Source organism: Burkholderia sp. Ac-20365 (assembly GCF_017104715.1).
Taxonomy (GTDB): Bacteria; Pseudomonadota; Gammaproteobacteria; order Burkholderiales; family Burkholderiaceae; genus Paraburkholderia.
In genome coordinates this window covers 116,399-138,980 of record NZ_JAAGPI010000001.1, presented here as the reverse complement: position 1 = coordinate 138,980, position 22,582 = coordinate 116,399, and the positions used below count along the sequence as shown (strand labels likewise).

13 protein-coding genes are annotated in these 22,582 nt (G+C 56.5%); 5 read left to right on the top strand and 8 right to left on the bottom strand.

Annotated features, from left to right (window positions below):
- Positions 1-8 precede the first annotated feature (8 nt).
- Positions 9-2,726 carry a PAS domain-containing protein gene (locus tag G3O01_RS00515; RefSeq protein WP_205802483.1) on the bottom strand — a complete coding sequence of 906 codons (2,718 nt, stop codon included), beginning with the start codon at positions 2,724-2,726 and terminating at the stop codon, positions 9-11.
- A gap of 185 nt (positions 2,727-2,911) precedes the next feature.
- On the bottom strand, positions 2,912-6,607 hold the full coding sequence (locus G3O01_RS00510) for a CHAT domain-containing protein (RefSeq protein ID WP_205802482.1): 3,696 nt from the start codon (positions 6,605-6,607) through the stop codon (positions 2,912-2,914).
- A 2,662-nt stretch (positions 6,608-9,269) separates the two neighbouring features.
- Between G3O01_RS00510 and G3O01_RS00505 the strand changes: the two genes are divergently transcribed.
- Positions 9,270-9,953: an SOS response-associated peptidase family protein gene (locus G3O01_RS00505; RefSeq protein WP_205802481.1), complete on the top strand. Its 684-nt coding sequence runs from the start codon at positions 9,270-9,272 to the stop codon at positions 9,951-9,953.
- Between the two features lie 11 nt (positions 9,954-9,964).
- On the opposite strand, the gene G3O01_RS00500 is transcribed toward G3O01_RS00505, so the two are convergent.
- Positions 9,965-10,624 (bottom strand): hypothetical protein, encoded by a 660-nt coding sequence (locus G3O01_RS00500; protein WP_205802480.1) that lies wholly within the window; start codon positions 10,622-10,624, stop codon positions 9,965-9,967.
- Between the two features lie 230 nt (positions 10,625-10,854).
- Here G3O01_RS00500 and G3O01_RS00495 point away from each other — a divergent pair, with 230 nt between their 5' ends.
- Positions 10,855-11,658: a hypothetical protein gene (locus G3O01_RS00495; RefSeq protein WP_205802479.1), complete on the top strand. Its 804-nt coding sequence runs from the start codon at positions 10,855-10,857 to the stop codon at positions 11,656-11,658.
- Between the two features lie 172 nt (positions 11,659-11,830).
- Here G3O01_RS00495 and G3O01_RS00490 read toward each other — a convergent pair whose 3' ends face one another.
- Positions 11,831-12,253, bottom strand: a complete 423-nt coding sequence (locus G3O01_RS00490; RefSeq protein WP_205802478.1) for a hypothetical protein — start codon at positions 12,251-12,253, stop codon at positions 11,831-11,833.
- 299 nt (positions 12,254-12,552) lie between these two features.
- Here G3O01_RS00490 and G3O01_RS00485 point away from each other — a divergent pair, with 299 nt between their 5' ends.
- Both G3O01_RS00485 and G3O01_RS00480 read left to right on the top strand, forming a co-directional pair.
- The gene (locus tag G3O01_RS00485; protein ID WP_241023532.1) at positions 12,553-13,224 is read left to right on the top strand and encodes a hypothetical protein; all 672 of its coding nucleotides are present in this window, start codon (positions 12,553-12,555) and stop codon (positions 13,222-13,224) included.
- 35 nt (positions 13,225-13,259) lie between these two features.
- Positions 13,260-13,916, top strand: a complete 657-nt coding sequence (locus tag G3O01_RS00480) for a Shedu anti-phage system protein SduA domain-containing protein (protein ID WP_205802477.1) — start codon at positions 13,260-13,262, stop codon at positions 13,914-13,916.
- Here the strand turns inward: G3O01_RS00480 and G3O01_RS00475 are convergent.
- The 4 genes from G3O01_RS00475 to G3O01_RS00460 form a co-directional block, all read right to left on the bottom strand.
- Positions 13,913-15,040 carry a protein kinase family protein gene (locus G3O01_RS00475; RefSeq protein ID WP_205802476.1) on the bottom strand — a complete coding sequence of 376 codons (1,128 nt, stop codon included), beginning with the start codon at positions 15,038-15,040 and terminating at the stop codon, positions 13,913-13,915. The genes G3O01_RS00480 and G3O01_RS00475 overlap by 4 nt on opposite strands.
- A gap of 1,286 nt (positions 15,041-16,326) precedes the next feature.
- Complete coding sequence (istB, locus tag G3O01_RS00470) at positions 16,327-17,148, bottom strand: IS21-like element helper ATPase IstB (RefSeq protein ID WP_180728587.1); 822 nt, start codon at positions 17,146-17,148, stop codon at positions 16,327-16,329.
- On the bottom strand, positions 17,145-18,638 hold the full coding sequence (gene istA / locus G3O01_RS00465) for an IS21 family transposase (RefSeq protein WP_180728588.1): 1,494 nt from the start codon (positions 18,636-18,638) through the stop codon (positions 17,145-17,147). The genes istB and istA overlap by 4 nt, the downstream gene beginning before the upstream one ends.
- A gap of 107 nt (positions 18,639-18,745) precedes the next feature.
- Entirely contained in the window at positions 18,746-19,738 is a 993-nt protein-coding gene (locus G3O01_RS00460) for a hypothetical protein (RefSeq protein ID WP_205802475.1), read from the bottom strand.
- A 921-nt stretch (positions 19,739-20,659) separates the two neighbouring features.
- On the opposite strand from G3O01_RS00460, the gene G3O01_RS00455 reads away from it, so the two are divergent.
- Positions 20,660-22,555: a DUF3696 domain-containing protein gene (locus tag G3O01_RS00455; protein WP_205802474.1), complete on the top strand. Its 1,896-nt coding sequence runs from the start codon at positions 20,660-20,662 to the stop codon at positions 22,553-22,555.
- Positions 22,556-22,582: the final 27 nt, after the last annotated feature.

Below are 22,582 nucleotides of genomic sequence, written 5' to 3'. Positions count from 1 at the left end.
TCGTCTTCCTACGCGCTGAGGAGCTGGATCTTGAAGGAAGTCACCGGACGCGACATGTCGCCGTCGCGGATGTCCTTCGGCTCGGTGACGAACACGCCCTTGTGCGCGTTGATCACGGCGCGAATGGTCGACATCGCGAGACGTGCATCGTCGCGCGCGCTGTCGAACACGAACTGCAACGGATCCGCGCTGTTGCCTGCGCTCTCCACGCCCGGACGCAGCGCTTGCGATTCCTTGGAAAAGGACAGCTTGATGCGCACCACGGGTCCTTCGTAGCGGCTGGATGTCTGCAGGCGCAGCGAAAGATGAACTCGGGTGTCGTCGATTGGCCGTGTCAAAAGCAGATAGCCGAGAATCGAGCGGATGATGAAGGAGAGCCGCTCCTCGTCGCCCTGAACCATGAACGGGCCATCGTCCCCGGAGCGTTCTATCACGCGCCGGTCGCGCTCTGGCAATGACTCGACGATGTTGTCGACACATGTCATGAGGTCGACCGGCTCGCACATTCGCATAGGATTCTGGCGCACCGACACCGCTTCGGCGAGGCGCTCGTAGGTGATGTCGGCCTTGCATAACTCCGAGGAAAGCCGCTTGCACAGCGTCAGGAAGCGCTCCTCGGCGCTGCCGTCGGACGTTGGCGCGCCTTCGGTCGTGGGACGCTTCACGAGTTCCCTGAACAGGGTCGACGCGATCGAGATCGGCGCGCGCGTCTGCTGCGCGATTTCCGTGACGGTCTCGCGCAGGAAGCGCAGGTCCCTGCTCCATGCGAGCTTCCTCAGGTCCGTGAAGAACCAGATGAACGTGTTGAAGCTATCGTGAAACTCCGAACGCGAAGCGAGCACGAGTCGCGACGACCCGTCGTTCGCGATCAGTTCGATGCGCCGGTGCAACGTGTTTACCGAACCCTTCAAAACGGAGCGAGCATGATCGTTGTACGCGTAGTCCCAAAGCGGCGTGGGATCGCCGAGAGGAGTATCGACGAGTGCGAGCATCTGCTCCGCGGCGGGATTGCGGTCGAGTATCACGCCATCCGCGCCCACCAGTACGATGCCGCGCTCCGAAGCACGCATAAGTTCATCATTCAGATCCGAATGTAGGCGGTCCTGCAATCCGCTTTCGAGGTCGTTCTTGAGTTGCTCGAGCGAGGTACGGTCCGGACCGAGGAACGCCTTCATCTTGTTCGACTCAACGAGGAATATCCACCCGACACGCCCGCTCAACGAAATTGGAATGGTCATCACTGATTGCACCGACGAGTGCCGGGGGCGGTAGCGATACTGCTCGACGCCGAGCTTGCCCACGCCGTTGACGATCCGCATTTCGTTCTTCGAAAGGGTGCTGTCGAGTATGCCGCCGTCGCCGAACGGCCGGTCTTCTTCGAGTTCGATCGGCTTGCCGGTCTCGTCGACCTTCGGCGATTGCGCGATTAGATGGAAGCATTTTTTCAGCCGGTCGACCTGATAGACCGCCGCGAGATCCCAGTTCAGCCGCCCCCTGATCCTTTCTACCACCCGCTGCGCCCCCTGTATCAAGTCTGTGGACTTTGCGACGATGAGCTTGATCTCCTCGGCAAACGAAACGGACTCCTGCCTGAGCTGGTCTTCGCAGCGCAGCAGGATCGGGTCAAGGTTGAGATCGTGCAGTACGTTGTAATCCGCCATCGTGTACCGGTCAAGTTCCTTCGCGCACAGAGACAGCGCCGAGGTCGCGCCATCCGGTCCGTTCACGACAAGCGTGACCGAGGACTCAATCTTTGCGTCCGTATAAGCCTTGGTCACCTCGTTGTGCAGCAGAGCCGGATGCTTCTCGACCCACTCCGAAATCCGGCCGATCGCGTACTCGCCCTCGTCGATGAACTTCTTTACAAAGCCTGGCTCGAGCTCAAGCCAGCGCTCGGGCCACAGTGTGTCGTCGTGCGGATAGACCGCGACGGCCTTGAACAGCTCGAGGTTCTTGGCATAGACCCCGAAGATCGCATGATCGAACTTAATCGCGGGCTGGATCGCATCGAGGATCATGCCAAGACGGCTGCGCCAGTCCTTGTTGCACGGATCGAGTGCAATCTTCGCGATGTCTGCACGCACGCGCTTGATGATCGACGCCTCAATGACCACCACCGCGCCGACGCTCTGCCGCGAAAGCGTCATGTCGGGCGTGAAGACCAGCGCCGCGTTTTCCATCTCGACCTGACTACCGGGTGGCTTCAAGATCTGCGTGTTCAAGGTTTTGGGACTCGTCTCGCGAATACATGCCGCGAGCGTCGACGCGACGGACGATTTGTCCGCTGCGACAACGAACTCCTGCAAAGGATGCCCTATGACTTCGGAGACGTCCCGGCCCAGCGCCTTCAATCCTTCGTCGTTTGCGAAGCGGATAATGCCGTCGCCGCTTACGCGCATGACGGTGTAGGGCGTCTTGTTGAAACGCACCGACTCGGCTTTCCGGAGCGGCGCGCAGTCCGTGACCGTGACAAGCGAGGCGCCGGTCTCCTGCACCCTGCAGACGACCTGCATGATCACAGGCATCGGCTCGCCGGTGGGGATTCGATAAGCGCCGCAAGCGCCAGCCGCACCCGTGTCGAGGCTCTGCAAGAAGTCGTGGTCGATATCGAAGGAATCGCTCAGCGTGCTACCGACGAGATCCGGCATCATCTGCCTGAGTGAGGTATTGGCCTCGATGACGACGCCCTGCGCGTCGACCCGCGCACAGGGCAGATCCGACGCCATGAACGCTGTCGCGGTACTGGCGTCGCCGCTGCCCGGCTCCCGCACACCCGCGGAACCTTCGTTGACTATCGTGGACATGTCTATCTCCGGATTCGATCGGGACCACGCTTTCACGCGTACAAAGCTGCGACGTGTCGCCCGGCTTGGCCGGGCAAGAAAGCGCGTCGCGCCACGCAAGACGTGCTTCAGGTAAGGTCCGGGCGCATCGTCTCCAGCGCCGGCGCGCGTGCGGTCCAGGCACGTTTCAACTTGATGCGCGCGTAAGGGTGACCCCACACGGAGTACGCCAGCCAACTGGGATCTCCCGCTTCCTTGGCTGCCTTGCGAGCGTGCCGAACGGCGGCCACGAGCGACTCCCCAGCGACCAGCCTGTCATAGAAACGATGCGCAAACAGCGATGCGGTACCGTCGCGCACGGACCACATTGGAGCAACCAGAATCGCCGCCTTGCAGGCGCTCAAAAAAGCGATGCCGAGACCGGCCGCTCCCGTCATGCCCTCGTTGGGAACACCTATCTGGCATGCGTTCAGGAAGACCAACGGGCGATTTCCTGTATGTCCCTGCAAGTGGAATTCACGCAAGTACTCGGGCGCCCCCCCCAAGCCTCTCGGATTAAGCAACAGTCCTCCTTCCCATGGGCTGCCCTGAATCGCCTCGCCGTGACAGCCGGCATGGAACAGATCGAAGCGCCCCGACCCGAACAGTTCGAGCATGCGCGCGGTGGTCGCTTCGAGCGGCTTTGCATCGAAGTGATGCGTCAGCAGTTGCCGGTCGTTCGAGGTCCCCGGAAGGTTCCATGCACCGTCATACTCGGGAATCAAGTAATACGCGAGATCGCAATCGATCGGTACGTGCGAGGGCGGATAGCCGAGCGGTGCGCTCCAGCGCAGCAATCCGAGTTCAGCGAGAAAGCATCCGTCCGTGATCGGCGCATGCTGCTCGGGGTCGCGCAGATAGAGCATCTCCCAGGGGATCGACGGCTCCTTCGTGAACACGCGCACAGCGCCGATCTTCTTTTGCATGTGGGCGGTCCAGAGTTCCTTGCGCACCTCCTTGGGGACCAACTGATCGCACAAGGCCGCGCCCCTTAGGCGCAGGTTTTGCTCGAAATTCCTCATGAACTCTGCGGCCCGTGACGGATCTGCCTGGCTCGAATAGGCGGCTTGCTGTAGAAAGCTTTCGATGTCCCTGTAAATGCCCTTGATATAAGCGGAGCGCTTCTGCGAGTTCAGTTCGACAGACTGCCCGAACAGCATGAACTGGAGATCGTCGGAGCTGAGATCGTACTCGAGCCTCACATTGCCATCGTCGTTCGCGCTCGTATCGCGAATGCGCAGGTCGATCAAGCCGCCTTCGTCTCCGCCGAGGTTCGCATCGGCCTGCACCGCCATGACTTCGGTATCGGCGACGAAGCTCGGATTGAGCGGAATGGTGATGAGCTTGCGATTGTCCTGCGCCGCCGAAAGCCACACCTCCGCCGGTCCTTCGGTCAGTCCGCGCACCTGAAACTGTACGATGCGCGGTTGCCCCGGTTCGGGTGCCGACACTTCATGCAGCGCTTCACCTTCGATCTTGCAGTTGTGAATAGCACGCGCCGTGACGCAGATCGGCACATCTGCCTCGACCGGTGCCTGCCCTCCGCGGTGCGCCGTGCCTGGTTGAAAGCTGCGCTCTTCGCGGGACAGCTGAAATACCACGTTCACCGTATCGCCGAGCTGCGGCCGAGACGGCATTTCCGCCTCGAAGTGACATTGGAACGAATCAGTACGCGCAGCGGGCGCAGGAGCCGCGAGCGCGGGCGCGCGACGTTGCGTAACCTCAGCATCGTCGTCGCCAAAGAGTTCGTCAGCGCCGGTGTGACCCATCGCGCCGACTTGTGCGCCCGCAACAAAGACATCTGACGCTCCCAACGGCACGCCCCTCACCAACGCAAACGATTGCCTATAAGTCCGCAACGCGTCCGACCAGTGGGGATCGGGAACGACGCCGATCAGCTCGCCGTGCTCGAGCACGACGGCGCGCGCGACCGAGGCGCTCTTGCTCGCGCGGGGCGTGCTCTCATTGCTGATTTTCCATAAGTCGCCACGATGCGATATCTCGAATTCGTCGGCGTCGACCTGCGTGTCGATATTCGAGGTCAGCCTAAGCGCTGCGTTGATATCCTCGTCGGAATTCGGATCGAGCGCCGCCAAGGCAGCTCGCAGCTCGTCGGCGCGTCGCAGATGATAGTGAATGCTGACGCCGCGGCGCTCCAGCACAACGACCGGTGCGAGCGGATCGTCGCCCAACTGCCCCAGGGTGTCGCCGATGCGCGACTCTCCGTCAACGAGCAGAAAACTGCTACGCAACCGGAGGAACACATCGCTACGATCGAGTAGCCATTCGCCAAGACAGTCATGCAGCTCGGGCGACGTGAAATAGATCGTGTGATAGAGACGATCCATCGACGATAGATCGCGTTGGTCGGTCACCCAGTCCATGTGGCTGCCGAAGTTGCGCATCATCGCGCAATCGACCACTAGATCGTTCGGCTCCTGGAACATCTGGCTCGCGGCGTGGTACATCAGATAGTCGTGGAATCCGGAGACGATGCCGGGCGCGCCCCCCTGCTGAACATCGAAAGACACTCCTGCCCAGAAGTACTTCGGATGTTCGCTATCGGTGTTACCCACGGCCGCATCATTGAGCTGGCGCACCAGTTGGCCGTCCGGCCGCATGGCCGCAATGCCGGGTACGCGCGATTCATCGATAGCCATCGTTGCGATATCCTGAACGAAGGCGCTGATGCACTTCATCGTTTGGCCGACGATCGCCGCGCCGGTCCCCAGTCCCGGAAGCATGCCGAGCGCACGAGTTCCAGCCAGAGTCAAATTCGTATAGAGATCGAGCATCCGCTTCCAGTTCCGCGGTTGCGCGAGGTTAGTCCCGCCATTGGTGCAGCCGATGAACACGGCGCGGCGCGCCCTTAGTTCCGGCAGCCGCGCGGACATCACCTGTTCGATGAAGCAGCGTAGTACCAGTCCGCCGCGGCTGAAGGCAATCGCGTCAAACTCCGCGTCCGGACTGAGCGCCAGCGTCCCGAGAGCCTGCGCCAGAGCCTCGGCATTCTGCAACGGATCCTGCGTGAGCGTCCGATGATCGAAACCGAGCACGAGGTCGTAGCGGGCCTGCGCCGCCGCTAGAAAACCCCGGCCGCTCTCCGTGACCGCCAGCGCACCGAAGCTGCCTCGCGTGCTGGAGAACGTTCCGTGCAGCAGAAGGAGAATCCTGCGCAAGGGTTTGTCGGTCGCGTGCACTGGCCTAGGGACCCAGTCCGCCGCTTCCATTCCCGTGATCGGGACGAGCGCCTGCGGGACATCCGGTTCCAGCAAGCTTGCCGCGTGCTTAACGGCGATGCGCGCCGCGAAGCGCAGGATGTAGACACGCACGGCTTTGCCGAGCCAGTCCGCGATCATGTCCTGAGCAATGCCGCGCGTGCCGGGCGCGGGAGCGTCTGGTTCGGACGCCGACGCCGGGTCGAGATCGAAGCGTAGGTGCGCTCCGCTACGCGTGCCGAGCGGCCCACCGTCGTCGCGCGGATAGCGCCAGGTGTACGCTCCGTCGCGCTCGACGAGCACGACGGCATGCTCGTCGGGCATCACCGGAACGTCGACTGAAACGGAATCCACATTGATCGGCGCGCCACCGTCCTCGAGGCGCAACTGAAACGCTTCATCCCTTATGAAATCGACGTCACGCAACAGATCGGGCAGGCCGTCGCTGGCCATCGGACCGCGCACATCGGGACTACCGAAAGCGAGCAAGGGAGGAAGATCTTTGAAGGCGATGCCGTCAGGAAAATTGACTTTGCTGCTGTACAGACTGGTCGAATGAGATGCCACGGTCTCCTCCCGCCTGAAACTTCATCAAGGTAACCTAAACATTTTACGAACGGTTCACTTTCGCCAGTGCGTTGACTGCGGCTTCGAACTGTAGGTGATGACGTGTCGTTGACCTATGTAAAACGATCCACATGTGAGAGGAATCGAACACTGCTCGTTGCTGCGGCCCGACATGGCGCAATCAGGCGGAGTACGCGCCGTTGATGTGGATCATGGAGCGACCTTTGCCGAATCGGTGATAGGTATGCTTCGAACCTTTTTAGATACGGATATCAGCGTCGTATCTTTCACTGAATCAATCGTCTGAGCCTCGATTGCCGAATGGGTGACAACGTCGACATGTTTCCATCGGCCCTCCGGCAGGTTACCGAATTGAACCGGCCGTTGAAATTGCGGCTCTAGGTGTTGCGCGAATGGCAACTATTGGCCGATTGTGCGCGCTCGCCGACATCACCCTAAGCCGCAGACCAGAACATTTGCGCCGCACCAGTGGCAGTTCTTCGAAACATAAGCGGGTGCAGGTAAATCTCTAAAAACTTCTAGCTCGGAGCGACGGACCTCTAGTGCGCCTTCGAATAAGCAATTCGGCGTATGCACTGCTTCATTGCGCTCGAAAGATCCACATCCGAGCAACAGATGACAGGTCACAGTTTCCCCGGAGAGCTAGGTTTACACTGCTGACTCCCGGAAAACTACTTCAAGCCCCTAAGCCGCAGGCAACGGAATCATCGGCTCTGACTTATCGCAGAATTTCGTCTGGCATCTGAAACGATAGCTTCCCATTTGCCACTTGTACCGGTGCAGGTTCAACCTTGCCAATCGCGTCAATAAAGCCGGTAACACCTCTAAACGCGTTTTGTGAACGCTTACTTTGGACTAGCAACGGAACGACACAATGTTTGACGACCTACGTCTTCAAATTTCCATGGACACGACGGCAGACTCGTCGTCATCAATAGTATTCCAAATCTCCCTGTTCCTCTAGAGAGGCGAGCAAAGTCTTATGGGCGCGGTCAATATGCTGTGAATCGTGCAGGTCGCAATTGGATAAGTTGGTTGGCGCAGTGTCCTTAATCAGAGTAACAAGCTCATGTCATAGCCTGCTGGCATGCACGCCAGTAACACCGGCCTGCACCTCGATACTCCGAATCATTCCAGACTAAAGTACGCAATCCGTGAGAAGCAGCACGAGCTCTCTTGTGCATTTAACAACTCCATCGTCACGCAAGTGTCGGCTGATCAAGCGTTCTGTAATCGAATAGCCGGTAGCCCATCCAGACAAATATCGTCGATCCACCGCCCAAATAATGTTGTGCATTAGAGAATAGTACCTGTGCAGCCATTCTCAATGGAGTGACAATTTAGATCGCTGGACAGGGCAGCCTGTCGGATGGAAGTAGGGAAAATGGTTGTACCACCTTGAGATGCGACCGTGAAATTGCTGTCTTACGTCGAGCAGCAGAGCCTCGTCGAACACAGTCGGAAAAAGGCAGCGGAGCGACCGTCCACCAAATCCTTAACAGTCGAGTGAGCTAGAGCCGCCGATGAACTCGCATTCGAGCGACGTCGGGAATGCCCAACTGAGTTTCATGAGTAACGGCAGAGTTTCCATTTGCGAAACGCTGCGAGTCGCCATTCCAATGGCTTCTTGGAATTCTTCGCTCGTCGTGCTGCTTCACACACAGACACGGGACCGGCGCGATGGATCGCGCCATCAAAATCATTGGAGCCGGGGGCTGATGAAGGCAATTCTCCAGAGGAGCTTTTTATTGATCTTGTTGTTGCGTCCGACCGTGAATCCGGAACTTCGACCGCGCAGACGTTAGATTCCGTTTCGACATAGCTGCTTGTTTACGCGTTTCCACATAGACTCCAGCCATAGCTGACGCGGCCTGAAACTGAGCTTGATATGCTCGTATGGGGAATCGGGCTGGTTCCCGAGCGTACCAGCCGCTCGAATTACGGCTTTCGTTTGACTGCCAACGGCAACATTGGCCGGCAGTACTCGTTCACACAAAGCACCGCAAGCTCCCGCGTGGGGGTTCATCGAACTGATGCTATCAGCCAGTAGCGGGCGTGGGTGATAGTGCCCAAGCGCGGTCACTCGCGTATTCGGTATGCGGGTGGGCCGAGTTGGCTCGCCTCGGCGCGCGAAGCGTCGTCAGTGGCCATTAGCCTTTGACGCCGAAGCCTTCGGACTCGCGTCGATCAATACAATGTCCTTACAGTCAGGCCGCGTTCAGGTCGAGAGCGTTAGATTTATTTAATCAAGTAATCCTGAGCATAAGGTACATGTCAACCTCGCGCCGTCGTCATTGTCTCACCGCGCTTATGCGTCGTGCATAAAAAGTGAGCATCATTTCCAACGGCGGTCATTCCCGCCCTGTGTCGGTTCATCGTCAGAGCCAACAGACCGCACCCAAAAAACACAGCCTCGCTTCGCGTCTGCCTGAATGGCTACGCGGCAGTCCCGGAGGCATACAGCGTGATTGGTCCCGTACACGGGGCCTCCCCAATGCTCGCATTCGCAACACGGATGCGTGCTTCCGTAGGGATTTGTCAGATGTGACATAGTGAGCTAATGCTGTATAAATATACAGTAGTTTAGCGGATCGCTATTCGCAAGTGCGGCGGGCTAAGATGGCGTCTCAAGGAGGCTGCGATGTGCACGTCATACGAAGCGAATCCGAACGATGCCCGCTGGGACACGTTCAGCCTGTTCCCGCGCCCGGACTTCGACTACAAACCCGAAATCTACAAAGACTATTTCGCGCCGATCTTCCGACGCGGCGGTGAAGCATTCGAAACGGTTCCTGCGTCGTTCGGCATCGTGCCGCGCCGACACATCCCGCCAGGCGTGAAGGTTTTCGACACGATGAATGCGCGGTCGGAGTCGGTCGAGCAGAAACGCAGCTTCAGCGGTGCTTGGAAGAACCTGCAACTCTGCCTGATTCCGTGCCAGATGTTTTTTGAGCCGAATTACGAGACAGGGAAGGCGGTACGGTGGAAGATCGGTATGGCGGATGGTGCGCCGCTCGCAATCGCTGGGCTGTGGCGTCAGTGGAAGGAAATGGACGGCTCGCCGTCGCTCGCGTTCACGATGTTGACGGTCAACTCTGACGAGCATCCGCTGATGAAGCGATTCCACAAGCCTGGCGACGAAAAGCGCTCCGTCGTAATCGTGCCGCCTACGGAGTATGGTGATTGGCTGTCGTGCAGTTCGATAGACGAGGCTCGGTCCTTCCTGCGACTGTATCCGGTCGAGGCGATGCACGCAGAGCCGTTTCCGCTGCCGCCGCGCAAACCGAAGGACGTTGCTGACAATGAGACGCGATCTTTGCTCTGATTTAGATTGGGTCAATGCGGCAGTATCAACCAACCTTTCACCGAGCCGATGATGAAAAGAACAAAAGACAGCCAATAAAGTGCGTCTGTGCATTTCGCGATGTAGCGCGGCCATCGCTTCCAGGATTTTTCGTCAATCTGAGCCATAAGTCCGTTCCATCCGGTTTTATCATCGATGTGATCGGAGAATGACTCTGTCAGTCGGTCAACAGTGAACATGAACCGATAGTATGTGGCGGCGAGTGCCAAACCCGTGGCAACGATGCCGACCACATAAAAAAATAACGTCCATTGAAGATGCAGTTCCGGCTTTTGCGCTAAGGCGGCTAAGACGGCAGCCGCACCTCCCGAATTTATTAAAAGCAGGAATTTGCTGATGCTTTCCACTTGGCGTTGCGTTAAATCAAGCAGCATTCCGTGCCTGCTTTCATACCACTCGAACCTTATTTTCTGTCCTTCCTCGGTAATTTGAGACCAGGTAGGGTCGTGCTTTTCTGACTGCGGTTCGCTCATGTGCGGCTTCCGTAAACGTCCAACATCGAGATGAACAACCTGATCGTCTATGCGTTTCAGTTGCCTGGATTCTGTGCTGGCATCAGACGCATTTACTGCGGAGACGATAATAGAGCGATTCATTGGCGAGTGGAACACCGCATGAGGGAAGATCAGCAAATCCGGTTGTCGTACAATTTCGCTTCGAAGACCGCCGTACGCTTCGCCCAATGAGACGATTTGGGCGCTTTAAAACAGCGCCTTTGTTACTTCCCTGGCAACCCTAGCTGTGACTGATCGGCTGGCGGTTGGCCTTGCCCGCTGACTGTCCCGAAAGCCCGCTAACCGTACCGGGAATCGAGTAATGGCATGGGAATCTATTCCAACTATTTTTGACGAGCGAGTTAGTAATGGATGAGTTTGGGCCGCTTCCGAAATTGGCATGGAACTTCGTTCGAAAAAATCCGCATATGGGGTTGGCCGTGCTGCTCTTTATGGTCGGAATCGTTGCTCTTCCAACGAAGCTCGCGATAATTTCAGGAGCTTTGTTTGGAGCGGGGGCTTCCCTGTTGGGGGCTTGGATAAACGAGCTGAACGCGCGACGCTCCAAGGCCGAGGAAAAAGCGCGGACTGAATCCGACGCGCGGCGATACTTCGCGGCAGAACTAAACCGCACCATCCAGCGGGTTCTGTATATTCACGAGCGAGCGTGCCCGAACTACATGGCCGCAGTAGACGAGTATATTTCGGTCGAGAACAAGGCCAAACCGAACGACCTTCAGGCCGATTTCCTTCCGGAAATGCCCGTACTGTATCCGAGCGCCCCACAATTCCGTGAACTGTCCGGCGACGACGCGACTGCACTTATCGCCTTCTATGATTCGCTCCATGCGCTGGAGAGCTTCGTGACGAACTGGTGGCAGAGGGAAGGTCAGTTGCCATTGAACATCTTCAATCAGATGCTCCACCTTAGTGAAAGGAGCCTTACGTTTGCGTTAGTGTGCATTCAGCGGTTTGATCTGGAGAAGCTGTGCCCGCCACCCTATGCGGCTTGGGGCACGTTGACGTCTCGTATCGAACGCTCACTGTCGTTTGCGAAAGAAATGTTGGAGAAACATATCGCTCGAATCGAAGCACATCACAAGCAGTCGAACCACTCAACCCAGCCAGCAAATCCATCCGGGCGCCGTGGCCCAACGAGGCGTCATCAGTGATCGCATCAGAAACCGCAGCTTGATGTTTTCGTTGGCGGGAGTTAAAGAACGTCACAACGTCGGTTCATTTCGGGATGTACACAACCGCGGACGTTGAGTTTTCGTCAATATCGGGCTGACCGTGTGCGTCATGCGTGCCTGTGTGAATCTTCATTTCGGCGATTATCGAAACCTAAGTGTTTGCCTTCACAACAACGGCTTGCATGTCGTCCATTTCGGCCTGTGGCAAAAACTCGTAATCGCCCCCAGCCAGTTTCAGAAGGTCTGCGCGCGCGATGATGTCGCCTTCGTCTTCATGGAATGCTTTACCCTCCACGGCATCGGGCGCGAGCCGACGCACGCGTAGTTCGAATGAATCGTGCTGGGCGCTTTGAAGTTCGAACTTGCTTGGACGCGGGTTCTTAGACTGAATATGCACAACGAGTAGCCGGAAATCGTCGTGATATGGCAGCACTTCCGTTTTGAGCGTGATGTTGTTTTGCCAGTCTGTCGAACCGCTTTCAGTGTATTGATACCACGCCCAAACGCCGCCGCAGACAAGTGCCGCGAGCGTCAAGAGACGAATCACGAAATCGGCAATTTCGACCTTTTTCATGTGGGTCTTCGGTTGTGAACCGCCATACTAGCTCCCCCGACCGCCGTTCTGGTAAAGTAGGCTCGTAAAAACTACACTCGATCCAAAATGCCTATCAAAAAGCCGGGTTTTACCTCTCCTTTGCCGATTGGCCGACTCCCCGGCGGTATCGCAAAGCCGGAATCTGGGCCAACAATCGTTACACCTGGTAGCAAGGCAACGGCTGGCGTCACTGGCCAGCGTATGCAACCTATCCCGAAAGGGAATGGCAATGGAAATGGCGGCGGCAAATCCGGTAGCGAGAAGAAGTAGATTCGAGCTTGGCAACGCGACGGGTACGGGGCGAAATTCGCGAGTCGTCCACCGAAAAGCACGCGAAGGAACGTACGCGGGTCCACGAACGAGAACGTGACGACCTAAGAAAGCGGCATATCTCGAACGCGGAGAACCTTGATAAATCAGTCCTGACGTACTCCGGTGCGGGGCTGGCCTTGTCGCTAGGGTTCCTCAAGGATTTCATTCCGATTCGGGAAGCCAAGCTATCTTGGGCGCTGTATGGCTCATGGATCGCTTTGGGTGCCGCGATGGTGCTGGTTATATTCTCGTACGTTGTCAGCCAGATAGTGCTTGAACTTCAGCTTGACCGTGCGCATCGCTACTACGATAAGCACGAAGAAGATGCCTTGGACGAGTGCAAGACAATCGATCTGGTTGCTAAGCATTTGAACGGGTGGATATACGCTGTAGCGTTTGGAATCGGGCTGTCACTGACGATTCTTTTTGTATCAGTCAACTTGAACGGTGCCAACATGGCGAACAAAAACGAGAAGGTTGGAAACGTGGCCTTTGCCCAAGACGCGGCAATCGGCACGAAGATGCAGCGGGTTGAAAGAGGTGTCACTGGAGGGAAATTGCAGCCAGTAAATCAAGGTACTTCGAAGCAACCTGCATCGCAGCCGCAAACAGGCAGTACGCCTCAGAGCAAGAAGTAATACTGCGCCCGTAGGGCTCCACTCGGGGTATTTCGATGAAGCTAAGGCCCGCTTCCGAGGTTTGGGAAGAGATGCACGCGCGTGACCCTCTTCGCGACTTCCATAGTTTCTGGGATGCTGTGGACGAATCCGACGTTGACGCGTTGCGTAACGCACTAGACACGGCGAACCGGGAAGAAGATATCCAGCAGTTCCTTCAGGCAAACCCCAAATACCTCATTCAACACCTTGGCGGGGGACATGGCCGCTGGGTCATCCCTAAGCAGCGCTTGGGCGCTCAGCATGTGACGGATTTTATGATCGGACAGCGGGATTCGATGGGATTCCGCTGGCAAGCAGTGGAGCTTGAAAGCCCGTTGGCAAAGATGTTCACGAAGGCCGGGAATCCGACCGCCCAGTTAACACACGCCATCCGCCAGATACAGGACTGGCGCATGTGGCTTACGGCGAACCAGAACTACGCTGCGCGCGACAGAGGCGAAGACGGGCTGGGCCTCACTGATATCCATCCGGACGTGGAAGGGCTGATTATCATGGGGCGACGCGCCACCGAATCAGACGACACGCGGCGGCTTCGTCGGCAGATGGGGCGCGATGCGAAGATCGAAATACGCACTTTTGATTTTCTTCTCGAATCTCTGGCCGGCCGCGTCAACAGTTTAAAAGAGCATAGGAAGATGACGGGGCGCTAAAACGGGATATCGTCATCCATTTCTGGCGCCTCTACCGTATGGCGCGGCTTTGCATCAAGTCGGCTGTGCAAATTCGCGATTATGATTTCTTGCTTTTCGCGCGAAGTTTTTCTGAGAAGGGCTATAAAGCTCTTCAAAACATCGACTTCGAAATATGCGTTGGTACCATATCTGTACGCCCCATTAATGAAGCAGCTTGAGACTACTGTTGGATCGGGTATGAAATCTTCAAGCATGACCCTGCGATAAATTTCTTCAAGCTTGGTCGATATGACCGAAGCTGAGGAATTGTACTTGGCATCGTTTTCAATAGATCGAAGCAGATTAGATAAACTGTCCGCGAACTGCCGATAGGTTCGCCGCTCGTCATCTGTGAAATCAGTACCAAAATCGGTGTCAAGGATTGCACTTTTCGCTTCAGCGAATGAACCGATTCGTCCATCCGGTTCGATTCGGCACATGCGTTCTAGAAGATCGCTGTGTTTGAAAGATTCTACTTGCAGTTCATTTATGACTTTCTCGAACAGCTTCCCGACAAAATAGACTTCGGTGCGGAAATCATAGATCGAATTTTTGAACTCGGCAGGCAAGTCGCACCACCAATTCAGGGAAATGCTTTTGTTGTAGCTACTATCCGGTGCCGTTTGTTTGCCAAATCCAAAATCGATAATTTTAACAACATTATCAGTCGTGACAAGAATGTTGCTTTCGCGAATATCACGATGCAATATTCCATTTTTCTCAAGATAGGCGAAGCCGTCTACGGTTTGCGTGAAGATATCGTTGATGCCATCCGATGAAATCAATGTGTGGGTGCCAATATCCATGCCGCTCACATATTCCATCAGAATATAACCCGTATTCTGCTTGGGAAAGAGATAGTAGTTAAACACCCGCACAATATTCGGGTGATTTATGAGGTGGAGAAGTTTTATCTCTCTGACAAACGCGTCAAAATATTGCGAAGCATGTGCTGGATTCGCGGGTTCATATTTTTTGCAGGCAAAGCGTTCGTTGATAACCGGATCGTGGAGTAGGACGGTATTACCCGTTGCGCCTTGCCCAAGGCGTTTCTCCAGCACGAAGTCCTTCTGCCGCACGAACTTGACTACTTGGTTATCCATCGGTGGTGCCCCGCAAGAATGCATGTGTTGTTCGTGAATATTATCTGCTGCTTTGGCCCCAATGTGCCAGGCCATCTTTTTGGGAGACTAGGCACGCCTTCGCGTAGCGGCGCGCATCTGGCGCGGTCCCAGCATCTGGCACGAATTCGAACGGTCCCATCCGCAAGACCACCGGACCACGCATCCGCCGCAGGAAGGAACGCCGGTAGCGCAAGCGCAATTTCTGGCGTGTGCGTCTAAAATGACACTTCTGTTACAGCGTCAGTCCACTGAGGTAGACTCCGGGCTGGCTTTTTTGCGCCCCCGGCACGGTGCCTTGGCGCTTCCGAAGAATACGTACGAATAGACCGCACCGGCTCCGAAATACGTACAGAATACGTACGAAACCGGCAAACCCTTATCCAGTAAGGCTCATGTTCTCCAAATTAAGGCCCACCGAGGGCAGATTCATCGTTGCGGGCCGCGCGAATTGGAACTCCTAATCCGATAACCCCAATGCGCTCGCGCTTGATTCAATGTCGTGCGACTGCTTCCGCTTCGGCCAATAGTTGTCGTCACACGTGTGACATGCAAAGTTGTCATTGCAATGGCCGGTGCGCTCCGCGCACATGAGAGATTCGAATTCCGAGCTACTTAGCGATTGCGGTCTTTGGGGCCAAGGGTCGCTATAGGTCACGTGAAGGATCATTCGCCGATAGAGAGAGGGGACATTCGTCAGCACGGGCTTCCGAATGTCAGTGAAGCAACCTTCAGCCGCCGCACCGCGGCTGATCGGCGAGCGTCGGCTTTGGCCGAATTCTGCGCATAGCTCGTACGTCAGGTTCCGGAGTAACACATCCGTTCCAATGGCAGGCTTCTCCGCACGCTGAACGGCAGATACTGGCCGGGAGTACGCGTACATCCACGTCGCATGAAAGTTGTCGTTGAGACTCGAACGTCAGCTCTGTGGGACGCGCGCGGAACTGGTGCTCTCGGCCATGAAGCGCCGTTCGCGTCGGCCGGCGACTGGGCCTTTGGATGACGGCTTCACCCTAGACAACGGACTTACACGCGTTGATCGATCAGAATCAACCTACCGCGCTCACGCTCCCCCGATGATTTGCAGCAACTGACGATCAACGGCTCGCAGGTGGTCAGGCGGTCGCACGCATCACCTGAAACTAGCTTCGCGTCGCGCCCGCTTGTCTAGGATCGAATACACAGCGGGATTGAACTAGACGGCGTCAAGCAGCACGGCCGGTCAGCGACAACTATCTTGGCCGGTCGACGGGTGTAGTTGTCGCTGGTTAAGAGGCCATAGTTGTCGCTCCTTCTTCGTAGTTGTCGCTGGGTAATTGTCGTCGGCGCACGCTCTGTTTGTCGCTGGCCTTACGGCGGCGATAGCTCTCAACGTTCAGTTCGAAGATCGTCGAGTGATGCACGAGCCGATCGATAGCGGCGATGGTCATGCCGGGGTCGGGGAAGACATCGTTCCAGCCCGAGAAGGGCTGGTTAGCTGTAATCAGAAGGCTTTTGCGCTCATACCTCTCGGCGATCAGTTCGAACAGCACGCTGGTTTCGGCCTGGTCCTTGCGCGCGTACGACAGATCATCAAGGATGATGAGATCGAAGCGATCGAGCTTCGCAAGTGCGGACGGCAATTGCAGGCTTTGGCGCGCAGCCTGCAACTTCTGGACGAGTTCACTGGTGCGCGTGAACAGCACCCGGTAACCGGCGTCGATCAACGCATGGCCGATGGCCGATCCCAGATGACTCTTGCCGGCGCCAGGCGGCCCGAACAGGAGAATTGTGGCGCCTTTCTCCAGCCAGGACTCCCCAGTTGCCAGCGCCGTGACATGTGCTTTCGAGACCATTGGCACCATACCGAAGTCGAAGGTGGCGAGCGTTTTGGTCGGATCCAGATGCGACTCAGCACGGTGCCGCTCGATGCGTCGTTTGGCACGTTCGGCCAGTTCGTGCTCGAGCAGCGCGCTGAGCAGGCGCGCGGCCTGCCATCCTTCCTTGTCTGAACGCTCGGCGAACTCGGGCCACAACCTGCCGATTGTTGGCAAACGCAACTCGTTGAGCATCAGGGCCATGCGGCCGTTGTCATGGGCGGGTGCATTCATGCCGCCACCTTGTGGAGCAATGCGTCATAGACTGCGACAGGTGGCATCTGAACGACCACTTCGGGACACAAGGTTTGGCGTGGCGCGAATTCGTCGCGCAACTGCTTCAGATCGGGCAGTTCGCCTGCTTCGAACAACGCGTCGAGCCGCTCAGCGAGTACGGCCTCTACGCCGTGGCGGCCCGCGAGTTCAAGCAGGCCTACCATGATCTTGCAGGCCTGGCGTTGCGTCAGTTGCGCCTCCAGCCGCTCCCAGGTTCGACGGTAAGCCTCGCGGGGAAACAGTGCGTCACGAAACGCGAGCCCCTTGAACGCCTGAGGTTTGCGCCTGAGCGAGTCGATGAAGTGGCGGTAATCAAGTGCGTGGCGGTTGTCGGCAGCACGGGTGCCTCGTGAGGTGCTGTGCACCAGTGCGCCAGACAGATAGCAGTCGAGCCGGTCACCATAGATCCGCACCTTCAGCCGGTGGCCGATCAGGCGCGACGGTGCACTGTAGAGGATGCCGCGCACGGTAAATGTGCTGCAGCGGGTCACGAGTGCTTCGTCCTCAACGAATTCAGTGGTACGACGTTCAGGCAGATCCCGCAGTTGTTCGCGCTCAATGCGAAACGCAGCGGCGTTGCGCCGGTTTCGACGCATTACCACCTCACGTACGAATTCATCGTAGGCGGGCCGGTCAGCGAAGTCGCGATGGCCTCGAAGCATCAAGGCCTGGTCGACAGCATCCTTCAGATACCGATGCGAGGACTCCACACTCCCGTTCTCGTGACCCAGACCGCGATTGTTACGCGTGCCCTCCATGCCGTAATGATCGAGCAGAGCTGCGTAACGCGTCGTGAAGTCCTCCTGTTCGGTCAGATTCCTGAAGGCGGCCGACAGACTGTCAGTGCGATGTTCACGCGGGCAGCCTCCCGCCTGCCATAGCGCGTTCTGCAATCCGGTCGCGAGGGCTTCGAAACTCTCACCACCCTCGACTACGTTTGCATACTCCCAGCGTGAGAACGCCAGCACGAAGTGATACAGCCGGTGGCCAAACGGGGCGCCGCCGATCGTCACGCACAGCTTGCTCATATCGGTGAAGTCCGACAGTCCGCGCACGCCGGGCTGATGCTCCTGAGGGAAGAACACTTCCTGGGTGGGGCCCTCAAGAGCCCGCCACTGGCGAATACGCCGTTCTAGCGTACGTCGCATGCTATCGGGATAACGATCCGGATGATCATCCTGCAGTTTGCGCAGGATTGTGATGCCCATCAGGTGGGGCGCGTTGCGCAGCAACGGCACGACTTCGCTATCCCAGACCTCGGCGAACGGATCGGGACGGGTCCGCCACGAATGCCGTGGCTTCTGGGATGGCAAGGTTGCATCACGTTCGATGCGGCGTGCCGTACGCACGCTGATGCCGGTCTTGGCGGCCGCCACTTCCTGCGAATGATGTTTGCGCTTGTTCATGTAGAGACGAACCTGTTGGTCGGTGATGCGGGTTCCAGACATGAGCTGACCGCTTCTTCTTTAAGCTTCGATCAGCCCATCCTAAAGCCCCGCCGACACAGCGCTGCCGGTGGCTCGTCGTCTCCGGCGGCTACGCCGCCTGCGACTCCTCACCACCGGCCAAAACAATCGTCAACGACCGGCCAAGATAATTGTCGCCGCCCATTGAACGCTGCACCACGCTCTTCGAGACTATAGAGCAGGTGCCGCAATAGCCCGACGTTCATCGCCGGCACCCGTTCATGGGCAATACCCATGTCCCATAGCATCTGCAAGTTCGTTGCCCCCTTGATATCGGTACCCTCCGAACTACGCGCCTTGATCGCGCCGCACACCCAGCGTGCGGCAGTGAGCCCAGTGAACAGCGTCCACTTGGCCGAGCCATCGCCGCTCGTGATCCAATCTGAGATTCCCCACGTTACGCCGAGCGCGATGAGTTCCACGACGAGTTTCCCAGTCGCTTGCGCGATCCCGCCTCCGAAAACAGAAAACCAGCTTGGCAGCTTGGCTCCCATCTGAAATGCCCCCGTTCCAGGCAGCAGGGGGCCGTCCACCAACTGACCAGGGGGCGTATCCGGCAAGTTGCCTGTGAACGCGCAAGCCGACGCGAATTCCGTCACCCTGTCGAATACCAAGGCATCCACAATGGCCCACTCCAGCAGTGGTGAAACGAAGTCATCGGCGTCTAGGTAGAGTTGCGCGATATATTCAACGCCATCTTTCCTGATGTTCAGGAGAAGGTCTTGCCTACTCTTAGATGCGCTCTCGGGTCGCAGTTCGCTCAATGCCCGCGTGTGTACCCAGACCGCCCCATAGGATTTAATGACCTTCTCCGGCTCGGTCTCGGTCACGGCTTTGGCCGCTTCAAGCATCTCGGGCACGCCTAAATCGAACAGCATGATTTCGCCGCTCTGGGTCTTCAATGTGACGTGGTGAAACGCGGAAGGAATAGCCGTCAATAGGTCCTTGATGCGCTGTGCGTGTTCCTCGACAAAATCATCCACCAAAGCGTCATCTATCCGTGGATCGGCCCGGTGAGCCGCGGCTTCACACACGGACTTACAGAGATCAATGTTTATCTGCCAAAGCTGCGACCGGGTCAATTAGCCTCTGCTTGATCTTGCAAACCGTGGCACACGTCGCAATGTCAATGCCCTCGAGTTCCGACATATCCCCTTCCCCCTGTCCATTCACTCATTCGTCGACATATGCAGAACTGACCCTGACGTCCCTGTGCAACACCAACTGCGCCCCCCGGCCTGACTCGCTCGTAGCGAAACAAGGTGGGCAGCGCGGGCGCTTTCCAGCGCTTAACCGGGGCAGGCGATCACCTTCGTCATCGCGACTTCATCCGGTATTCGTCAGCCAACGATAGGGACATCAAGCCGACGTTTGCCCACCGCAGGCGTATTAAACCCCAAATTCGGCCATTCGGTAACAGAGTCAATGAGCGGCTGTGAAGGGTCGCGTGCTCCCGATCACAGCCTTGGGAGGCCGAAGCTGTAATGCACATTGCATGAGTCGGCACCCGGGCCAATTCCAGCCGCTTCCGAACACCCGACGTAGTCATCCAAACGTCTGCTTGGGACCCGGTAAACAGTCATGCAACTCAAGCGCACCTTAGCCGGCAGGGCCAATCCTCTGGCCGCAGAGCGGCGCTGCCGACCTTCTGTACAGCCCTCTATCGACTTAAAAATATACCCGTACAGCCTATCCGTTCAATCAGCTTTCCCAACACAACTCCGAGGGTGGAAATGTTGGCTAAAGTTTCGTTCAACGGTGTCGTTATATTCGAGGAGACGTCAATCGAGCTTTCTCGCCGCCGCTCTTAAAGAAAAAGTCGTGGGCAACGAGAAGCACGGTCATATCTTTGAAGCAATGCTCGCAAGGCGCTCATGCCGAGGAGTTTTGCGAATTCTGGCAGCGTGATTAGAAGCTCAAATTGCTGCGTGGTTCGGCGCAAGCTGGTGCGCGACATTTAGAAAAACCGATCGAAGTCCACCAAAATTATCTCAATTCGCCCTATGCTCAAGAATCTTTACGTTGAGAATTTCAAATCTATCGGCCAGCGTACCGCAGTCGAATTGACCCCACTGACCGTCTTCGCAGGGTCAAATAGCTCCGGGAAGAGCACCCTTTTGCAGAGTGTGCTTCTTCTCGCACAAACGGTCCAAAGCAACGTCTTCCGGCGCCCTGTTGTTCTGAATGGTTCATTAACGCGCTTAGGCACGTTTAGCGATATTCTCTCCGCGAAGGCGGATTCTTCGCAAATCAGCATCGGCTTTGACCTTCAACCGCGGCCCGAAGAAAGCCTTTACCTTTCAAACCATCGGAATATTTACTTCTCCGAGGAACAACTGAGTCGCGCTAATTGCGTTCACTTCGAGATGAAGTTTTCTGGAGGCGGGCCGGGGTCGGGAGTGGCACAACTTCAGCCCGAACTTGATCGAGTGACTCTTCGCTACACTCCCAAAGCGGAGCCAAGTGGGACAGCCAAGTCCGAGATTTCGCTGCGGCGACGTCGCGGCGAACTTGATGATTTCTTCAAGCGCGAAAAAGTCAGCGTCGGCGCAATCTCCCTCCAGGAAAGAGCATCGTTTGCCTTCGAAGTAGAGCAACCGACATCATATAAGCCACGTTGGGGTGCGCCGCAGGCTCAGAATCCAAAGGCTCTTGGAGTTCACCTGCAGCATTTTCTTCCACGGTATATGAGCTTTACTTACGACATCGTGGACGCGCAATGCGAAAGTATTTATCGAATCTTCACCGCAACAGGTCAGGCCGCGCAGCAAGCGGTGGACGGTGCGCGAGATCTTTTACTTTCCAATCCAGAAGCGTGTGGATTTATCCTAAAGATAATGCATGCGCAGATTGAAAGACTCGCGAATGAGCGCGGCGACACCGCGGTATCTCAAAGGGTGGCCCGCCAATTTGAGACAATTGATGATGAATTTACGATCGATGGTCTAGACGCGTTCTTCTCTGCTATTCCAACTTTTTATCGACAGGCTATATGGACCGCTTTCGCGGAACCCACAGTAAAATCTACTCTTTTCGCAACGCTGAAGCGCGGAAAGAAAGACGAGCGGCGGATCAGCGGCGGACCGCTACCAGGTGAATTGGATTTTTCTGCAAGTTACGTTCATTCGTTTTTTTCGGAACGCATTCGCTACCTCGGGCCACTTCGGGATGAACCCAAGCCGATTTATCCATATGGCGGCTCAATCGACGCACTCGATGTGGGTACAAAAGGAGAATCAACTGCCGCCGTACTCGATCTCCATCGCGATACGGAGATTTTTTACATACCCAGTGCTTCGATCAAAAATACATTAGCCGCACCAACGCCGATTAAAGCATCGTTGTTGGTGGCAGTCTCGGACTGGCTCCAATATATGGGGGTAGCAAATCATTTGCATACCAACGATCAGGGAAAGCTAGGACATGAGTTGCGCGTGTCCACCGCAAACTCCTCGGCACTTCACGACCTCACTCACGTTGGCGTTGGCGTTAGCCAAGTATTGCCTATCCTGATTCAAGCATTGCTTGTCGAACCGGGCTCGTGTCTGATCTTTGAACAGCCTGAGCTCCATTTACACCCGAAAGTGCAAACGAAGCTCGCAGATTTTTTTCTGTCTGTAGCGATTCTAGGAAAGCAGTGCATTATTGAAACGCACAGCGAGTATATGATCAACGAGTTGAGATTTCTGTCGGCGCTTGCGCCAGACGATTCTGTCTCAAAACTGGCAACAGTTTATTTCGTGGAAAAAGGTGTGGATGGTTCGATTTATGAACCACTTAGATTTAATGAATTTGGAACAATTTCAAATTGGCCGGACGGATTTTTCGATGAGAGTGAAGATCTCGCCGCCGAGATCATTCGTGCTGCAATGAACAAGCGAAAAAATAACAACAAATAACAATAGAAATGCCGATAAATGTCTATG